Source organism: Devosia crocina (assembly GCF_900116545.1).
Taxonomy (GTDB): domain Bacteria; phylum Pseudomonadota; class Alphaproteobacteria; order Rhizobiales; family Devosiaceae; genus Devosia; species Devosia crocina.
In genome coordinates, this window is the sequence record NZ_FPCK01000003.1 from 366057 (window position 1) to 383234 (window position 17178).

At 59.0% G+C, this 17178-nt stretch carries 17 protein-coding genes; 7 read left to right on the forward strand and 10 right to left on the reverse strand.

The window, feature by feature from the left end:
* Positions 1–15 precede the first annotated feature (15 nt).
* The 3 genes from leuS to holA are packed head-to-tail and all read left to right on the forward strand — an operon-like array spanning position 16 to position 4137.
* Positions 16–2625 (forward strand): leucine--tRNA ligase, encoded by a 2610-nt coding sequence (gene leuS / locus BM364_RS14975; protein ID WP_092425950.1) that lies wholly within the window; start codon positions 16–18, stop codon positions 2623–2625.
* Positions 2612–3118: a hypothetical protein gene (locus BM364_RS14980; protein WP_092425952.1), complete on the forward strand. Its 507-nt coding sequence runs from the start codon at positions 2612–2614 to the stop codon at positions 3116–3118. Before leuS ends, BM364_RS14980 begins: the two co-directional genes overlap by 14 nt.
* Positions 3115–4137: a DNA polymerase III subunit delta gene (holA, locus tag BM364_RS14985; RefSeq protein ID WP_092425954.1), complete on the forward strand. Its 1023-nt coding sequence runs from the start codon at positions 3115–3117 to the stop codon at positions 4135–4137. Before BM364_RS14980 ends, holA begins: the two co-directional genes overlap by 4 nt.
* A gap of 33 nt (positions 4138–4170) precedes the next feature.
* Here holA and BM364_RS14990 read toward each other — a convergent pair whose 3' ends face one another.
* From BM364_RS14990 to hemE, 8 genes are all read right to left on the reverse strand, one after another.
* On the reverse strand, positions 4171–5046 hold the full coding sequence (locus BM364_RS14990) for a ParB/RepB/Spo0J family partition protein (protein WP_092425956.1): 876 nt from the start codon (positions 5044–5046) through the stop codon (positions 4171–4173).
* Between the two features lie 10 nt (positions 5047–5056).
* Positions 5057–5857, reverse strand: a complete 801-nt coding sequence (locus BM364_RS14995; RefSeq protein WP_092425958.1) for a ParA family protein — start codon at positions 5855–5857, stop codon at positions 5057–5059.
* A 22-nt stretch (positions 5858–5879) separates the two neighbouring features.
* Entirely contained in the window at positions 5880–6527 is a 648-nt protein-coding gene (rsmG, locus tag BM364_RS15000; protein ID WP_092425960.1) for a 16S rRNA (guanine(527)-N(7))-methyltransferase RsmG, read from the reverse strand.
* The gene (gene mnmG / locus BM364_RS15005; RefSeq protein WP_092425961.1) at positions 6527–8389 is read right to left on the reverse strand and encodes a tRNA uridine-5-carboxymethylaminomethyl(34) synthesis enzyme MnmG; all 1863 of its coding nucleotides are present in this window, start codon (positions 8387–8389) and stop codon (positions 6527–6529) included. Before mnmG ends, rsmG begins: the two co-directional genes overlap by 1 nt.
* A 138-nt stretch (positions 8390–8527) precedes the next feature.
* Entirely contained in the window at positions 8528–9826 is a 1299-nt protein-coding gene (mnmE, locus tag BM364_RS15010; RefSeq protein ID WP_092425963.1) for a tRNA uridine-5-carboxymethylaminomethyl(34) synthesis GTPase MnmE, read from the reverse strand.
* 9 nt (positions 9827–9835) lie between these two features.
* Positions 9836–11101: a transcription termination factor Rho gene (gene rho / locus BM364_RS15015; RefSeq protein WP_035084758.1), complete on the reverse strand. Its 1266-nt coding sequence runs from the start codon at positions 11099–11101 to the stop codon at positions 9836–9838.
* Positions 11102–11298: 197 nt separating this feature from the next.
* On the reverse strand, positions 11299–11724 hold the full coding sequence (gene hemJ, locus BM364_RS15020) for a protoporphyrinogen oxidase HemJ (protein WP_092425965.1): 426 nt from the start codon (positions 11722–11724) through the stop codon (positions 11299–11301).
* Positions 11725–11728: 4 nt separating this feature from the next.
* On the reverse strand, positions 11729–12739 hold the full coding sequence (hemE, locus tag BM364_RS15025; protein ID WP_092426386.1) for a uroporphyrinogen decarboxylase: 1011 nt from the start codon (positions 12737–12739) through the stop codon (positions 11729–11731).
* A 461-nt stretch (positions 12740–13200) separates the two neighbouring features.
* On the opposite strand from hemE, the gene BM364_RS15030 reads away from it, so the two are divergent.
* From BM364_RS15030 to dnaQ, 4 genes are read left to right on the forward strand one after another with little or no spacing between them, the layout of a single operon-like run.
* Positions 13201–13803, forward strand: coding sequence for a Maf family protein (locus tag BM364_RS15030; protein ID WP_092425967.1), 603 nt, complete (start codon positions 13201–13203; stop codon positions 13801–13803).
* A gap of 6 nt (positions 13804–13809) precedes the next feature.
* Positions 13810–14643, forward strand: coding sequence for a shikimate dehydrogenase (locus tag BM364_RS15035; protein WP_092425968.1), 834 nt, complete (start codon positions 13810–13812; stop codon positions 14641–14643).
* A gap of 2 nt (positions 14644–14645) precedes the next feature.
* Positions 14646–15242, forward strand: coding sequence for a dephospho-CoA kinase (coaE, locus tag BM364_RS15040; RefSeq protein ID WP_092425970.1), 597 nt, complete (start codon positions 14646–14648; stop codon positions 15240–15242).
* Positions 15242–15949, forward strand: a complete 708-nt coding sequence (gene dnaQ, locus BM364_RS15045; RefSeq protein ID WP_092426388.1) for a DNA polymerase III subunit epsilon — start codon at positions 15242–15244, stop codon at positions 15947–15949. Before coaE ends, dnaQ begins: the two co-directional genes overlap by 1 nt.
* A gap of 123 nt (positions 15950–16072) precedes the next feature.
* Here dnaQ and secB read toward each other — a convergent pair whose 3' ends face one another.
* A complete protein-coding gene (gene secB / locus BM364_RS15050; protein ID WP_092425972.1) occupies positions 16073–16585 on the reverse strand; it encodes a protein-export chaperone SecB in 513 nt (170 codons plus the stop codon).
* 91 nt (positions 16586–16676) lie between these two features.
* A complete protein-coding gene (locus tag BM364_RS15055; protein WP_175528627.1) occupies positions 16677–17138 on the reverse strand; it encodes an FxsA family protein in 462 nt (153 codons plus the stop codon).
* Between the last annotated feature and the right edge of the window lie 40 nt (positions 17139–17178).

Here is a 17178-nt window from a genome sequence, read left to right on the forward strand (position 1 = left end):
GCAAGGACGACAGACGTGAGCGGCGAACGCTACAATCCGCGCGAAAGCGAACCGAAATGGCAAAAGGTCTGGGACGATGCGAAAAGCTTCGTGACGTCCAATGACGATCCGCGCGAGCCCTACTACGTCCTTGAGATGTTCCCCTATCCATCCGGCCGGATCCATATGGGTCACGTCCGCAACTATTCCATGGGCGATGTCGTCGCGCGCTATCATCGCGCCCGCGGCCGCAACGTGCTCCACCCCATGGGCTGGGATGCTTTCGGCCTGCCGGCGGAAAACGCCGCAATCGAGCGCAAGACCCATCCAGGCACCTGGACCTACCAGAATATCGAGGCGATGAAGGCGCAGCTCAAGTCGATGGGCCTTGCCATCGACTGGACACGCGAAATCGCCACATGTTCGCCCGAATACTACCAGCACCAGCAGTCGATGTTCATCGACATGCTCGAAGCTGGCCTCGTCACGCGAAAATCCTCCAAGGTCAATTGGGACCCTGTCGACATGACCGTGCTCGCTAATGAGCAGGTGATTGACGGCAAGGGCTGGCGCTCCGGAGCCGTAGTTGAGCAGCGCGAGCTGACCCAGTGGTTCTTCAAGATCTCCGATTTCGCCGAGGACCTGCTCGAAGCGCTCGATACGCTCACCGAATGGCCTGAAAAAGTGCGCACCATGCAGCGCAACTGGATCGGCAAGTCCGAGGGCCTGCGGCTCCTGTTCGAGCTGGAGCCGACTGAAAAGACCGATGTGACCAGCATCGAAGTTTTTACGACCCGGCCCGACACGATCTTCGGTGCCTCTTTCGTCGGGCTGTCGCCCGATCATCCACTGACCACTGCCCTGGCGGCCAGCAATGCAGATCTGGCTGAGTTTGTGGCCGAGTGTCACCGCCACGGCACCGCAACAGAAACGCTGGAGAAGGCCGAGAAGCAAGGTTTCGACACGGGCCTGCGCGTCAAGCATCCTGTGATCGAAGGGCAAACCCTGCCCGTTTATGTCGCTAACTTCATCCTCATGGACTACGGCACCGGGGCAATCTTCGGCTGTCCGGCGCATGATCAGCGCGATCTTGATCTCGCGCGCAAATATGGGCTGTCGGTCAAGCCGGTGGTTCTCCCGCCCGGCGCTGATCCCGAGACCTTCTCGGTTGCAGATGAAGCCTATGTTGACGCTGGTAACATCTTCAATTCCGCCTTTCTTGACGGCCTTTCGATTGACGACGCCAAGCGCAAGATTGCCGAGTATTTTGGCGCGCGGCAGGTCGACGGCAAGTCTCAGGGCACTGTCGAGACCAACTATCGCTTGCGCGATTGGGGTATCTCGCGTCAGCGCTATTGGGGCTGCCCGATACCGGTAATTCACTGTGAGGTTTGTGGCACGCTTCCGGTGCCGAAAAAGGACCTTCCAGTAAAACTCCCCGAAGACGTCACCTTCGACAAGCCGGGCAATGCGCTTGATCACCACCCCACCTGGAAACACGTGCATTGCCACCAGTGCGGTGCTTCTGCGCGGCGTGAAACCGATACCATGGACACTTTTGTCGACAGCTCCTGGTACTATACGCGCTTCACCGCGCCGCACGCGGAAACGCCCACAGTCCCGGCCGTCGCCAATCGCTGGCTGCCGGTCGACCAATATATCGGGGGTGTCGAGCACGCGATTCTGCACCTGCTCTATTCGCGTTTCTTTACCCGCGCCATGAAGGCCATGGGCCATGTCGATGTCAGCGAACCCTTCAAGGGTCTTTTTACGCAGGGCATGGTGACGCACGAGACTTACAAATCGCAGTCCGGCGAGTGGGTAAACCCCACGGAGATCGCGATCGAAACAAATGGCGAAGCACGAACCGCCAAGCACATCCGCACTGGCGATCCGATCAGCATCGGTTCTGTCGAAAAGATGAGCAAGTCCAAGAAGAACGTGGTCGATCCCGACGAGATCGTTGCCACCTATGGTGCCGATACCGCCCGTTGGTTTATGCTCTCTGACTCTCCGCCGGAACGTGACGTGCAGTGGACCGAGGCCGGGGTCGAGGGCGCCAGCCGGTTCCAGCAACGCATCTGGCGCCTTGTCAATGAGACGATCGAACTCACAGCATCGCCTGCCGCATCCGTAGACGTCCAGGACGCAGGCGCGCTCGCCTTGCGCCGTATCATCCACCGCTCGGTTCATGGTGTAGCCGGCGATATCGAAGGCCTGCGCTTCAACCGCGCCGTGGCACAAATCTATGAACTCACGAACGCGCTGACCAAGGCATTGGCGTCGTCGCCCTCACCTGCCGTCACTGCTGCACTGCGCGAAGGCGCAGAGAAGCTGACAATACTTCTCAGCCCGATGATGCCGCACCTTGCCGAAAGCTGCTGGTCGCTTATGGGCATGCATGGCCTGGTCGCAGATGCGTCCTGGCCCGATGTCGACCCTGCCCTATTGGTCGACAACGAAGTGACCATGCCGGTGCAGATCAATGGCAAACGACGTGCGGAAATTTCAGTGGCCAAAGGCACGCCGGCCGCTGAAGTCGAACGTCTGGTCTTGTCACTGGAAGAAGTCACGCGCATTCTCGAAGGCAAGGCGCCCAAAAAGATCGTTGTTGTGCCAGACAGGATCGTCAATGTCGTGGTCTAGGCTCAAGCCCCTTGTTGTCACGACTGCGCTCTTGCTTGCGAGCGCAGCCGTTGGAGCCTGTTCTTTCCAGCCGGTCTATTCGGGTCGGCTGGCGGAAAACGCCCGCCTGGAGCTTGCCTATGCGAGTCCGGCGACACGGCTGGAGCAGATCGTCTATCAGGATCTGGCGTTCCGCTTGGGAGAAGTAGAGAGCCCAACCGCACCACTCGTCAGCGTGACAGTCAGCGCTGGCCTCTTCGAGCCATTCCTCAGCGCTACCGCCGACCCCAACAAGCTGCGAGAAGCCAATATAGTTGGTGTGCTGACCATCACACCGCGTGATGGAAAAGGAGGCGCGCCCATAACCATCACCCGCTCGGCCCGTGCTCAATATACTCATAGCGGCCAGGTTACGGCAGATAAGGCATCCGAGATCGAGGCGCAGGAGCGTGGTGCCCGCGCAGTGGCCCAGTCCTTGCGCCTTGCTGTACTTGCGGCTCTGGGGAGCCAATGACGGCTCTCAAAGCACATGAGGTTGCGCGTTTTCTCGCGCGGCCTGATCTTTCCGAGGGCATTTTCCTGGCCTACGGACCAGATGGTGGGCTTGTGCGCGAAACCGCGCAACGGCTGATCCGCTATCTCAGCGGCGAAGATCCGGCCGCTGCGAATGTCACCATTTTCGATGGTCCGGAACTGGACGCAGAACCCGGGCGCCTGATTACCGAGGCACGCAGCGTCTCACTCTTTGGCGGGAAACGCATCATACGCGTTCGCAGTGCCGGCAAGGCTCTGGTGATGCCGCTTACGGAACTCCGCGACGATCCCGGGGGCACGGCTATTGTCCTCGAGGCTGGCAATCTGACGCCGCGCGACGCGTTGCGTGCGCTGGTCGAAGCGGCCAGGCTCGGCCGCGCCCTTCCCTGCTATCCCGATACCGACGAGACGCTCACCAACCTCATGCGGGAGAGTTTCAACCAGAGCGGCATTCGGATCGACACCGATGTGATTCCGACATTGCGCGACATCCTGGGGAATGATCGGGAAATCACCCGCAGAGAGCTAGAAAAGCTGACTCTTTACGCCGCGGGCACCAAAACATTGACGCGGGAAGACGTCCTTACCCTCTGCGCTGACAATGGCGCTCTCGCTATTGATGCCATCTTGGATGCGACCGGCGGTGGCCACGCGGAAAAACTGGAAATGGCGCTCAATCGGGCTTTGGCCGCGTCGATCAATCCACAGCAGCTCCTCGCCATGCTGACCAGCCACTTTGCCGCCCTAAGACGCTGGCGTGTGGACGTCGACAACGGCAAGTCGGCACGCGCCGTTCTCGACAGCGCCCGTCCAAAGCCCCACTTTTCACGTATTGGCCAGATGGAGCAGCAATTGCGCCTTTGGTCCGAGCCGGCGTTGGCCATGGCCGCCGATCGCCTTCTTCAGGCAACCAGCGATACGAGACGAAAACCGGCGTTAAGCGAAACCGTTCTGAGGCGCACAACGCTGGCGCTTTGCATGATGGCAGCGACCCACTAGCTGTGTTTCACGTGGATCACTCCCACTTGGCGCCTAGTTGAACTGTCCGGTCAGCTTGTGGCAAAGCGCGTCGAGCTGCTCGAGTGTCTTGTAACGGATTTCGACCCGGCCACCCCGCTCGGAATGGCTAAGCGACACCGACAATCCCAGCACATCGGAAAGTTTGCGCTCAAGCGCTACGGTGTCCGCATCGCGGTACGGTTCTTCCAACGGCTTTTTCTTGGCAGGAACATCGCGTTGCTGGCTCAAAGCCTCAGCTTCGCGCACAGAAAGACCCCGATCTACAATCTGACGCGCAAGATCTGACGGATCTGTCACAGTAATCAGTGTTCGGGCGTGACCGGCCGTCAACGTGCCGCTCGACACCATGCCACGGACATCTTCAGGGAGCTTGAGGAGGCGCAGAGTATTGGCGACATGCGAGCGGCTCTTGCCGATCACCTGAGCCAGGTCCTGCTGGGTGTAATCGAACTGCTCGATCAACTGCCCATAGCCCATAGCCTCTTCAAGTGGATTCAGGTCAGCGCGCTGAACATTTTCGATGATTGCAAGTTCGAGTGCTTCCTTGTCATCGACTTCGCGAACAATGACTGGCACATCGTGAAGCCCAGCCTTCTGTGCTGCCCGCCAGCGGCGCTCTCCAGCAATCAGCTCGAAAATATTGGGATCATCCGTCGGTCGCACCAGCAAGGGCGACATTACGCCCTTTTCGCGAATAGAATTTGTGAGTTCTTCCAGCTGGTCCGCATCGAACGTCCGGCGTGGATTGGCGCGGTTGGCGATGATGAAGTCGACAGGCAGACGTTTACCGGAGGATCCCGTATCTGTGACACGTGACGCTTCTAGGGTCGCCATATCCCCGATCAGTGCTGCAAGCCCGCGGCCAAGACGTGTTGGTTTATCGGTCATCACGCCGCTCCTATGCTGCAACCAAACGCCGCTCACGGCGAATAACCTCGGTAGCCAAACGCAAATAGGCTTGGCTCCCAGCGCATTTCAGATCGTAAAGCAGCGCTGGTTTGCCGTAAGACGGCGCCTCAGATAGCCGCACATTTCGGGGGATCACTGTGTCATAGACCAGCTCTCCCATTTCGCTGCGCACATCGGCCAGAACCTGTTCAGAGAGGTTGTTGCGCTTGTCGAACATGGTCATGACCACGCCCTGAATCGACAATCTTGGATTCAGTGTCGATCGAATCTGTTCGATTGTCTGCAGCAGCTGACTCAAACCTTCCAATGCGAAAAATTCGCACTGCAAGGGAACAAGCACTGCATCGGCGGCCACCAGCGAATTGACGGTGAGTAGGTTGAGCGAAGGTGGACAGTCGATGAGGATATAGCTCACCTCCTGGTCATTGATCCGCATGTCTTCCATGGCTTTGAAGGCGGCACGCAGTTTGTGCGCGCGGTCACCCTGGCCCGCGATCGTTAGTTCGACGCCCAAAAGGTCCATGGTAGAAGGGACGATAGCCACGTTGGGGACGGTGGTCATGATCGCGGCTTCAGCAACAGATGCCTCCCCGACCAAGATATCGTAGGCCGAGATTTCTCGGTCGTGCCGTGATATACCAAGACCCGTCGACGCGTTGCCCTGCGGATCCAGATCGACGATCAGCACACGCTCGCCAATCGCTGCAAGTGCAGTAGCGAGGTTTATGGCTGTGGTCGTTTTTCCGACGCCGCCTTTTTGATTTGCCAAGGTCAGGATACGGGGTGCCAAGAGAAGGCCTCCAGATTAGCCGCTAAGACACAGGTTTCCTGCAAAGATTCCTGAGAGTTAGAATCACGCCGGACGGATCGGTGTCACTCCTTGCTATTAACACGTCGTGCTCCCATAAGGCATCCGCCTCACGGATTTCATCAACATGTTCCCGGCCTTTGTGAAGGATGGCGCGTGTTTGCACACCGAAAAAGGGCGCCATCCAGGCGCAAAGCTGCGGCAAGGCGGCCAGCGCTCGGGACGTGATAACATCCGGAACTGGTGTTTCACGTGAATCAACTTGGTCGCTTCGTCTACCGATAACAGTGACGTTGAGATCAAGTTCGCGCGCAACGGTTCTGAGAAAGCTTACTTTGCGAGCAGTCGGCTCAATCAAGGTAAAATGCCGCTCTGTTCCCTTCGATGCGATCGCCAATGGCAGAGCCGGAAATCCTCCTCCACTGCCGAGGTCCAGAAACTCCCGGTCAGTGCCCTCGAGGTAACGCAGCAATTGAAGACTGTCGGCAAAATGGCGCGTCCAAACGTCAGTCAGTGTTTCACGTGAAACAAGATTCTGCACAGCCTGCCATTTCGCCAGCAAACGAGCAAAGGATTCCAGGTCGTGTGTGACTTTGTCCAGTGGTCGACTGAGCAGTGCTGCATACGGCTGAACGGCGTCTTTGTTACTCATCAACTCGCCTTTTGCAACCAACCCCGACGAAGTACGGCAAGGAGCAAGGTCACAGCTGCGGGAGTCATCCCGTCCATGGCTTGCGCTTGCGCTATCGTCTGGGGACGAAACTGCGTCAACTTCTGTCGCAGCTCGTTGGAAAGGCCTGGGATGCTCGCATAATCGAGATCATCGGGAATCTGGCGCTGTTCGTCCCGTCGCATAGTTTCTATGTCGTTCTGCTGCCGATCAAGATACACCGCATATTGCGCATCGATGCTGAGCTGTTCCCGAGCATCCTCTGCCACGCTCGTGAGCTCTGGCCACAATCTGATTACGTCACCCCAGCTTACTTCGGGATAGGAGAGCAGTTCAAAAGCGCTGCGCTTTTTTCCATCCTCGTTCACCGCAATACCAGCTTTCCGCGCGGCGTTCGGCGATGTCTGCAGCGCACGAAGCACTGTACGCCCATGCTCCAGCTGCTGAGTCTTGTGGGAAAAAAGCGACTGTCGCTCCTCACCGACCAAGCCCTTCTCAATCGCCAGAGGGGTCAAACGCTGATCCGCATTATCCGCTCTCAAATGCAGTCGGAATTCGGCCCGGGATGTAAACATGCGATAGGGCTCCGACACCCCCCGCGTGACGAGATCATCCACCATCACGCCGAGATAGCTTTCTGTTCGAGACAGAATCAGGGGCTCGGCACCGCGACCCGCAAGCGCAGCATTGGTGCCTGCCAGAAGACCTTGAGCCGCAGCTTCTTCATACCCAGTGGTACCATTGATCTGACCAGCCAAATAGAGCCCTGGCAGCCGCTTTGTCTCCAGCGTTGGCCGAAGCTCTCGGGGATCAACGTAGTCATACTCGATCGCATAACCTGGGCGGACAATTCTGACATTTTCCAACCCCGGCATGGAGCGCAGGAAACGTTCCTGGACATCGACTGGCAGAGAAGTAGACAGGCCATTAGGGTAAACAGTGTCCTCGTTTAAGCCTTCGGGTTCCAGGAAGATCTGGTGGCTTTCCCGATCGGCGAAGCGGACAATCTTGTCCTCGATCGAAGGGCAATACCGCGGACCGCGGGATTGAATGCGACCGGAATACATCGCCGAGCGATGAAGATTGTCGGCGATAATCTTGTGCGTGTCGGCAGTCGTTCGCGTAATGTGACAGGAGACCTGCTGATTGGTGATTTCCTTGGTCAGCGCTGAGAAAGCCTCTGGTGGGGCGTCGCCAGGCTGCTCTTCCAGGACGGAATAATCGATCGAGTTTTTGTCGAGGCGGGCTGGTGTACCCGTCTTGAGCCGGCCGAGTTGCAGTTCCAGCGCTTCGAGCCTTTTGGACAAACCCAGCACCGGCTTCTCGCCGACACGCCCGGCGGGAACCGTTTCTTCACCACGGTGAATAAGACCCCGGAGGAAAGTGCCTGTGGTCAGAACCGCTGCCTTGGTGGAAAAGACGCGGCCGTCAAGCAGGATCACACCCCTCACCACGCCGTTGTCGACCACTAAGTCGTCAACCTCGCCCTCGATCACATCAAAATTGGGCTGCCCCATGATTGCGGCCTGCATGGCATTGCGATAGAGCTGCCGATCAGCTTGGGCGCGGGGACCCCTGACTGCTGGGCCTTTGCGACGGTTAAGCACACGGAACTGAATGCCCGCAGCATCCGCCACGCGGCCCATCAATCCATCCATGGCGTCGATCTCGCGCACCAGATGGCCCTTGCCCAGACCGCCGATTGCAGGATTACAGCTCATTTCGCCAATCGTTGCGATCCGGTGGGTGATCAGCGCGGTTGGTACGCCCACACGGGCCGAGGCAGCTGCGGCTTCACAGCCGGCATGTCCACCACCCACAACGATTACTGCATAGTCGGTCATCGCGTTCTCGCATTCCCGCTGGAGTCGCGGTCGAATTTATGATGTGCTCATACAGCGTCTGGCGCCCGCTGAAAACCACAGAGCGTTTCACGTGAATCACGGGAAGCTGAATCCAGCCTCTTGCGTGTTTCACGTGAATCATTTGCCGATGCAAAAACTTGAAAACAGGCGGTCAAGGACCTGCTCAGTGTCCACCCGTCCTATGATTCGTTCAAGTGCCAGGCTTGCCTGCCGCAAGGCTTCTGCAGCGAGTTCCCACTGGGAGATCCGCAGTTCGGCATCGCCTAAAGCTTCCAGGGCAGCCTCCAGCCCCAGGCGGTCCCGTTCGTGACTGATGAGCGAGGGTTCTGAACCCGTCAACGTCTCTCCAAGGTTTTGCAGTCGGCTCATCAACTCGCCAATCCCCTGCCCGGTCGTAACCGACAGCGATAGATCGGAATCTAGCTGACCACCAGGCAGATCTGCCTTTGTTGCAACTTTCAGGACTTTGCCATTGACCTCAGGCAAATCTATCTCGGGTACATCAGGTGCTTGGAGCCAAAGGAGAATGTCGGCTTCCGCCATAGCCCTTTCGGCCCGTCTGATACCTTCAGCTTCAGCCCGGCTGTCGGTGTCACGCAGCCCTGCAAGATCAAGGAGGATAAAGAGCTGCCCACCGATGTCGAGCGGTACTTCTCGTACATCGCGCGTCGTTCCGGCCTCATCAGACACAATGGCCACATCTGATCGAGACAAAGCATTGATCAGGCTCGATTTGCCAGCGTTCGGTGCACCGGCAAGTGCCACTCGGATGCCTTCACGAACAATCCGCCCACTTCGCAGACTTGCAAGCCCATCCTGTATCGATGCCTTGAGCACGGCCAGGTCGCCGGAAAAAGTCGCCGGCAGGTCGTCAATGACATCACCTTCATCTGAAAAGTCCAAGCGCGCCTCGATCTCGGCGCGGAGGTCGAGAAGCGACTGACGCCAATTTTCTATTTTTTCCGTTAACCGTCCGTCATATCGGGCGAGCGCCTGCTGCCGCTGTTTCTCGGTTTCGGCTGTGAGAAGATCCCCGAGGCCTTCAACGGCAACAAGATCAAGTTTGCCATTTTCAAAGGCGCGTCGTGTGAACTCACCAGGTTCGGCCAATCGCAACCCGGCATCGGCCAGTGCCTGCAAAATGGCTTTGATCCCAGCGGGCGAGCCATGCACGTGAAACTCCGCGCAGTCTTCGCCGGTAAAGCTTCGAGGTCCAGGGAACCAGGCGACCAGACCCTGATCGAGCTGCCGTTCAGCGCTACCGATGCGGCGCAGGGCAAGCGTCCGCGGCAAAGGCAGCGGTCCGGCCAAAGACATAAAAGCCTCCCGGACTCGCGGGCCCGAGAGGCGGATAACAGCAACACCCGATGGCGGCGCGCCCGAGGACAGCGCCATGATCGTGTCAGCAGCGTTCATGAGAGAAGATCAGGTGTTCATGGAATCAAAGAAGTCCGAATTCGTCTTGGTCTGGCGCACCTTATCCATGAGGAATTCCATGGCATCGATCGTCCCCATCGGGTTGAGGATACGGCGAAGCACATACATCTTCTTGAGAATATCGGGCTCAACCAACAATTCTTCCTTGCGCGTGCCCGACTTGGTGATGTCGAGCGCGGGGAAGATGCGCTTGTCGGCGACCTTGCGATCAAGGATGATTTCCGAGTTGCCCGTGCCCTTGAACTCTTCGAAGATCACTTCGTCCATGCGGCTGCCGGTGTCGATCAACGCAGTCGAGATAATGGTCAGCGAACCGCCATCCTCGATATTGCGGGCAGCGCCGAAGAAGCGCTTGGGGCGCTGAAGCGCATTGGCGTCGACACCACCAGTCAGCACCTTGCCCGAACTTGGCACCACGGTGTTGTAGGCGCGACCGAGACGGGTGATGGAATCGAGCAGGATGACAACGTCACGCTTGTGCTCGACAAGACGCTTGGCTTTTTCGATCACCATCTCAGCGACCTGAACGTGGCGGCTGGCCGGTTCGTCGAAGGTGGAGGAGATGACTTCGCCGCGCACCGAGCGCTGCATGTCAGTCACTTCTTCCGGACGTTCGTCGATCAGGAGAACGATAAGATAACATTCCGGATGATTGGTGGCGATCGATTGTGCAATATTTTGCAACAATACGGTCTTACCGGTGCGTGGAGGCGCGACGATCAGCGCGCGCTGGCCCTTGCCGAGCGGCGCGACCAGATCGAGCAGACGTGCCGACCGATCCTTGAGAGTAGGATCGGGCAGCTCCATGCGGAGCCGTTCTTCAGGGTAAAGGGGGGTAAGATTATCGAAGTTAACCTTGTGGCGCACGGCCTCGGGATCTTCGAAATTGATGGTGTTGACCTTGAGAAGCGCGAAATAGCGCTCGCCTTCCTTGGGAGAGCGGATTTCGCCCTCAACCGTGTCGCCAGTCCTGAGCCCAAAGCGACGGATCTGGCTGGGGCTGACATAGATGTCGTCAGGTCCGGGAAGGTAATTGGCATCGGGAGAACGGAGGAAGCCGAAGCCGTCGGGCAGAACTTCGACCACACCCTCGCCGACGATGTCGATGTCCTGAGATGCCAGTTCCTTGAGGATGGCGAACATCAACTCTTGCTTGCGCATTGTCGAAGCGTTCTCGACCTCGAGTTCTTCGGCGAACGCCAGCAATTCGGCCGGAGATTTGGCCTTGAGCTCGCTGAGCTTGATATTCTGCATGGATTCGATGGACCCTTGGGGTAAATCGTAGAGGCGGGAATTTTTGGAGAGAGCACCGGGCGGCAACAGAATCGGCCGCGCCTAGAAAGGATGCGTGATGGCTTCCTGTAGCGTGATCGCGGGCCCTGTTCAAGACGAAACGTCCCGCCCCGGCGCTTTTTGGCAGATTCACGTGAAACGTCCTGATCCGTTTCCGCCTAAAACGGTTTGACGATCACCATGATGACGATGCCGATCATCAAAAGCGTCGGCACCTCGTTGGCAATACGGAAGTAGCGCTGCGGCTTGGTGTTCTCGTCCCGGCCAAAGCGTTTGACGTGGCCCGCGAGGATCCCGTGCATGGCAGTTAACACAAGCACGAAAGCCGCCTTGCTCCAGGTCCAGCCCGAGCCCCAATCGGCGGCGCCCAGATGCACCAGCGTCAGACCGAAAACCCAGCTGGCGATCATGGCCGGCGTCATGATCGCGCGCAAAAGCCGGCGCTCCATCACCTTGAAGGTCTCGGACTGTACCGAACCCTTTTCTGCCACCGCGTGGTAAACAAAAAGCCGCGGCAGATAGAGCATGCCGGCCATCCAGGCGATGACGGAGATGACATGCAGCGCCTTGGCCCATTCATACATATGTTCAGCCCTTTTTGACTAGTTCGACGAGACGCTCGACATGAGCGATCGGCGTTTCCGGCACGATACCGTGACCAAGATTGAAGATATGAGGGCGGTTAGCAAACGCCTCCTTGATTTCGATCACGCGCTTTTCCATGGCCGCGCCGCCCACAACGAGTCGCAAGGGATCAAGATTACCTTGGACCGGCAGGTCCTTCGGCAGCGTGCTGTCGGCGAAATCGAGTGGGGTAGCGTAATCGAGACCAAGCGCATTCACCCCCGTGCGTTCGGCATAGCGCTTGAGATTGCCGGCTGCCCCGCGTGGGAAGCCAATGATCGGGGCATCGGGGATCCGCCGGCGCACGCCCGCGATAATCCGGCGATTGGGTTCGATCACCTGCGTGTTGAATGCCGCATCGTCGAGATTGAGCGCCCAGCTTTCGAAAAGCTGCACTACATCCGCGCCGGCCACGAACTGCGCCACCAGGTAATCGATGCTCGTTTCGACCAGGACATCCATCAGCCGGGCAAAAGCGCCGGGATGCTCAAGTGCGAAACGCCGCGCGACCCACTGGTCCGGCGAACTGCGTCCATTGAGCATATAGGTTGCAACCGTCCAGGGAGAGCCGCAGAAGCCGATCAGCGTCTTTTCTGGAGCAAGGGCCGAGCGTATCCGCGTTACCGCCTCCAGCACAGGCGCCAGATGCTCCAAAGCCCTTTCGCGGCTGAGCCCATCGATGCCCTTGAGGCCGATCGGCTCGAGGATTGGTCCTTCACCCACTTCAAAGCGAACGTTCTGGCCCAAGGCATCCGGGATCACGAGAATATCGGAAAACAGGATTGCAGCATCGAGGTCGAACCGGCGCAGCGGCTGCAGCGTCACTTCGGTGGCAAGTTCCGGATTATAGCAAAGATCGAGAAAGCCCCCGGCCTTGGCCCGGGTTTCGCGGTACTCAGGCAGATAGCGTCCAGCCTGCCGCATGATCCATATCGGCGGGGTGTCCTGACGCTCACCGAGCACCGTTGCCAGCATTCTTTTCTTGGCCACCGTCTTGTCCTTTCAGTCCCTTCAAAAACCCAAAAGAGACTCTTTGTCTTCCTATCTTCTTCTTTATGGCGGTGTTTAGCTGGAATTCCTGGTCCTCCACAATCTCGCCTTGTGGCGTCACTTGCGCGCAGCACAGCGTTAACGCTCTGTTAAGATTTGTGGCATGCCTGCTTCGGCAGCGCTGTTAACGGAGTTTAATGAAGCCTTAATCAGGTGACTCCCGAGTCAAGAACTTGTTTAGACCTGTGGAGACCGGAGTCGAAAAGCCTCCGGTGCCAAATCAAGTTGTCCCCACAGATTCCCCCAGCCCGCACCGGCGAGGCGCGGAAAGGAATTGTTAACTTCCTCGGGGCCAGGTCGAACAAGTCTGCGCTTGCGTAAAACTTGCGAGTCTTTCCCCCAGTTCGGCCTTGAGCTGGGGATGACAGTGTGGAAAAACTTGAGCCATGCTGATCCTTGCTTCCACCAGTCAGACCCGCAAAGCCTTGATGGAGAAGGCAGGTTTGGTCTTCATGGCCATCGCGCCCGAGGTCGATGAGCGCGCCGTCGAAGCGCGTGCTTTAGGCGAAGGGGCCGATGGTCGCGACCTTGCCGGCCTTCTTGCCCGCGCCAAGGCCGAGGCGGTGTCGCGCCGCTATCCCGATGCTCTCGTGATCGGCGCCGATCAGACGCTGAGCCTTGGCACCGAGCTCCTGCACAAGCCCGTCGATCGCGAAGATGCCGCGCGCCAGCTCGATCATCTCGCCGGCAAGACGCACCGGCTTCATGCCGGCATCGCCCTTGTCCGGGAGGAACGCCTCGTGTGGTCGGATCTGCAGACGGCCGAATTGAGCATGCGCGCTTTTTCGCCTGCCGAGCGCGACGCTGTGCTCGATCTTGAAGGAGAGGCTGCCCTTTCCTCGGTCGGCGGCTACCGTCTCGAGGGCCCGTCCATTCGGCTCTTTGAAGCTATCACCGGCGATTATTTCACCATTCTGGGCCTGCCGCTCCTGCCCTTGATTGCAGCGCTGCGCGACATCGCCCCCGATCTTTTGTCCCTCAAGGCGTAACCGTTCGTGACCACCAAGGCATTCGTTATCGGCCACCCCATCGCTCATTCGCGCTCGCCGCTGATCCACGGAACCTGGCTGAGCCAATTGGGGATCGACGGCACTTATGAAGCCATTGACGTGGCCCCTGCGGCGCTTCCCGCATTTTTCGAGCGGCTGCGTGCGAACGAGTTTGCTGGCGGCAATGTCACCATTCCTCATAAGGAAGCAGTGTTCAGCCTATGCGACAGCGTTGACGCCCTCGCCCGCAAGATTGGGGCGGTGAACACGCTTGTGGTCCGGCAGGGGCGCGTTCACGGCTATAACACCGATTATCTGGGCTTCCTCGGCAATCTCGATGCCAATGCACCTGGCTGGTCGGATGGAGCCAAAGACAGTCTTGTTATCGGTGCAGGCGGGGCCGCACGCGCTGTTCTTGTGGCGCTTGCGGAAAGGCGCGGCGGTACTGTCCATGTGCTGAACCGAACCCTTGCCAATGCCCAGGCGCTGGTCGACGAGCTCGGCGCTGGGCACTTCCAGGCGCACGGGTTCGATGCTTTTCCCGCCCTGGCGCCGAAGATTGGCCTTGTGGTCAATACCAGCTCGGTCGGGATGCATGGCAGCCGGTTCGATTGGCTCGACCTCGGCCAGCTCGATCAAAACACCCTGATCTCCGACATTGTTTATTCCCCGCTCGTTACCCCGCTCCTTGCCGATGCAAAGGCACGGGGTCTGCCGGTGGTCGATGGGCTCGGCATGCTCCTTCATCAGGCGGTGCCCGGCTTTGCCGACTGGTTCGGTATAAAGCCCACGGTTACCGCGGAACTGCGCGCCAGGATCGAAGCGACGCTGGACCATTGACCATGTGGCGGATCGGGGTCACAGGATCGATCGCGACCGGCAAGAGCACGCTGCTGGCCGCTTTTGCCCGCGAGGGTATCCCGACACTTTCCGCCGACGCGGTCGTCGCCAAACTCTATTCCGGAGCTGCCGTTGCTCCGGTTTCACAGCTGTTTCCGGGCGTCGAGGTCGATGGCCGGATCGATCGGCAGGCTCTTGCCGCGCGCCTTGCGCAGGATCCTGCCGGCTTCAAGGCACTGGAAGCGGTTGTCCATCCCCTGGTGCGGAAAGAGATCGCAGCCTTTCTCGATAACCACGAACAACGTGGGAGCATTGCTGCTGTCGTCGAGGTCCCGCTGCTTTTCGAGAGCGGCTATGATTATGGCTTTGATGCCATTGCCGTCACGTTCGTGGACGAAGCCACCCAGCGCCAGCGCATCATGGCCCGTCCGGGCATGACCGTGGAAAAGTACGAGGCGCTTCTTGCCCGGCAGATGCCGCAGGACGAAAAGAAGAAGCGCGCCACCTATCTTTTCGACACCGCGCGTCCCCGCCGGGAAATCGACGCCATGGTTGCGGCGCTGATGGCAGCCATAAGGGCCAGAGAGGCAAAGCCATGATCCGCGAAATCGTGCTCGATACGGAAACCACGGGCCTTTCGCACGCCGAAGGCGATCGCCTCGTGGAAATCGGCTGTGTCGAGCTGATCAATCACATCCCCTCGGGCCAGACCTTTCACGTCTACATCAATCCCGAGCGCTCCATGCCCGAAGAGGCATTCCGCGTTCACGGGCTGAGCGAAGAATTTCTCCGCGACAAGCCCGTGTTCAAGGCCGTCGCCGATGAATTCCGCGACTTTGTCGATGGTGCCCGGCTGATCATCCACAACGCCCCTTTCGACATGGGATTTCTCAATGCTGAACTGGGTTGGGCCGGTCTGCCGACCCTGAGCAATGACGTGATCGATACGGTCATGCTGGCGCGCAAGAAGCATCCCGGGGCGCGCGTCAGCCTCGATGCGCTCTGCAAGCACTATGGCATCGATAATTCCCGCCGCACCTTGCACGGCGCCCTGCTCGACAGTGAGATTCTCGCTGAGGTCTATCTCGAGCTGATCGGCGGCAAGCAGGTGAGCCTGGCCTTGATGGCCGAGGCCGAGGGTGACGGCAGTGAAGGCTTGGCGACGCGGGTCGCCGCCCTGCCCCGCCCGGTGCCGCTGCCGCCCCGCATCCGCCCCGAGGAAGCCACCGCACATGAGGCGTTCATCGCCAAGATGGGCGAAAGCGCCATCTGGGCGCAATATGCTGAACGCGCAGCGGCAGAGTAGCGTCTTATTCCTGCCAAACCCTTCACGCTGCCGCAAAGGGCGATGGCGTGCCCGCAAGCACTGACTTATCCAACAAAAAACCCCAGCTCGCGCCGGGGTTCTCCAGTTCGCCAAAACTTGAATTCAGTTCGGCTTGACCTCGGCATCGGCCGGGGCGCCGTCCTGCTGCTTGGCAGCGAGCGCGGCAAGGTTCTGGCGATAGATCGCCATGAAGTCCACCGGCTCCATCATCAGCGGCGGGAAGCCGCCTTGCTGGGTCACGCTGGCAAGCACCTGGCGGGCAAAGGGGAAGATCAGGCGCGGGCACTCGACCATCAGCAGGGTCGATAGCTGCGCCTCGGGGATGTTCTTCATCCGGAACACGCCGCCATAAACCAGTTCGACATTGAAGAGCACGGTTTCTTCGCGATTGGCCTTGGCCTTGAGGTTCAGCTCCACAGCATAGAGCTCGTCGGTCTGCTTCTTGACGCCCACCGAGATCGACACGTTGAAGGCCGGATTGCCGCCACCGGCCAAGATGGAGCCGGGGGCACCCGGATTTTCGAAGGACAGATCGCGGATATATTGACCCACGAGGTTCATGCTGGGGGCATTGCCGGGCTGCGGCGCGGCTGCGTCCTGATTTTCTTCGGCCATGTCAGGTCCTTCTTGAGATGGGGAGAGCGTTCCTTGGCCGGCTGGCTAGCATCTTTGCCACAGGCGGACAAGCAATCACGGGGATCAAGCGCTATTTGCGCTGCCAGTCGTCGTCATCAAGATCGATGGTCGAGGGCGCATCGATCCGCGTCGGCGTGTCATTAACCGGATAAGTACGATAGGTGGCCGTCGTCTGCACGACACGCACATTGCGCGTTAGGGCTCGGTACAGCCACTTGCGCACTGGAGGGACAAGCAGCGCCAGGGCAATAGCATCGCTCATGAACCCGGGGATAATCAAAAACACCGCGGCTATGGCCAGCACCATGCCATCGAACAGTGCCTCGCCCGGAACCGTGCCGGTGCTGACATTGGCGCGCATGCGGTTGAGCACGCCCAGCCCCTGCTGGCGCAGAACGATGATCCCGAGCAAGACCGCCGCCACGATCAGCACCAGGGTCGGCACCACACCGATAAAGCGGCCCACAACGATGAACAGGGCAATTTCGGCCAGGGGCCAGGCCAGAAGCAGAAGAGGAGCAAAGCGGAGCAAGGCAGATCCTTTGCAGCATTTATCGCGGCAAATTGCACCA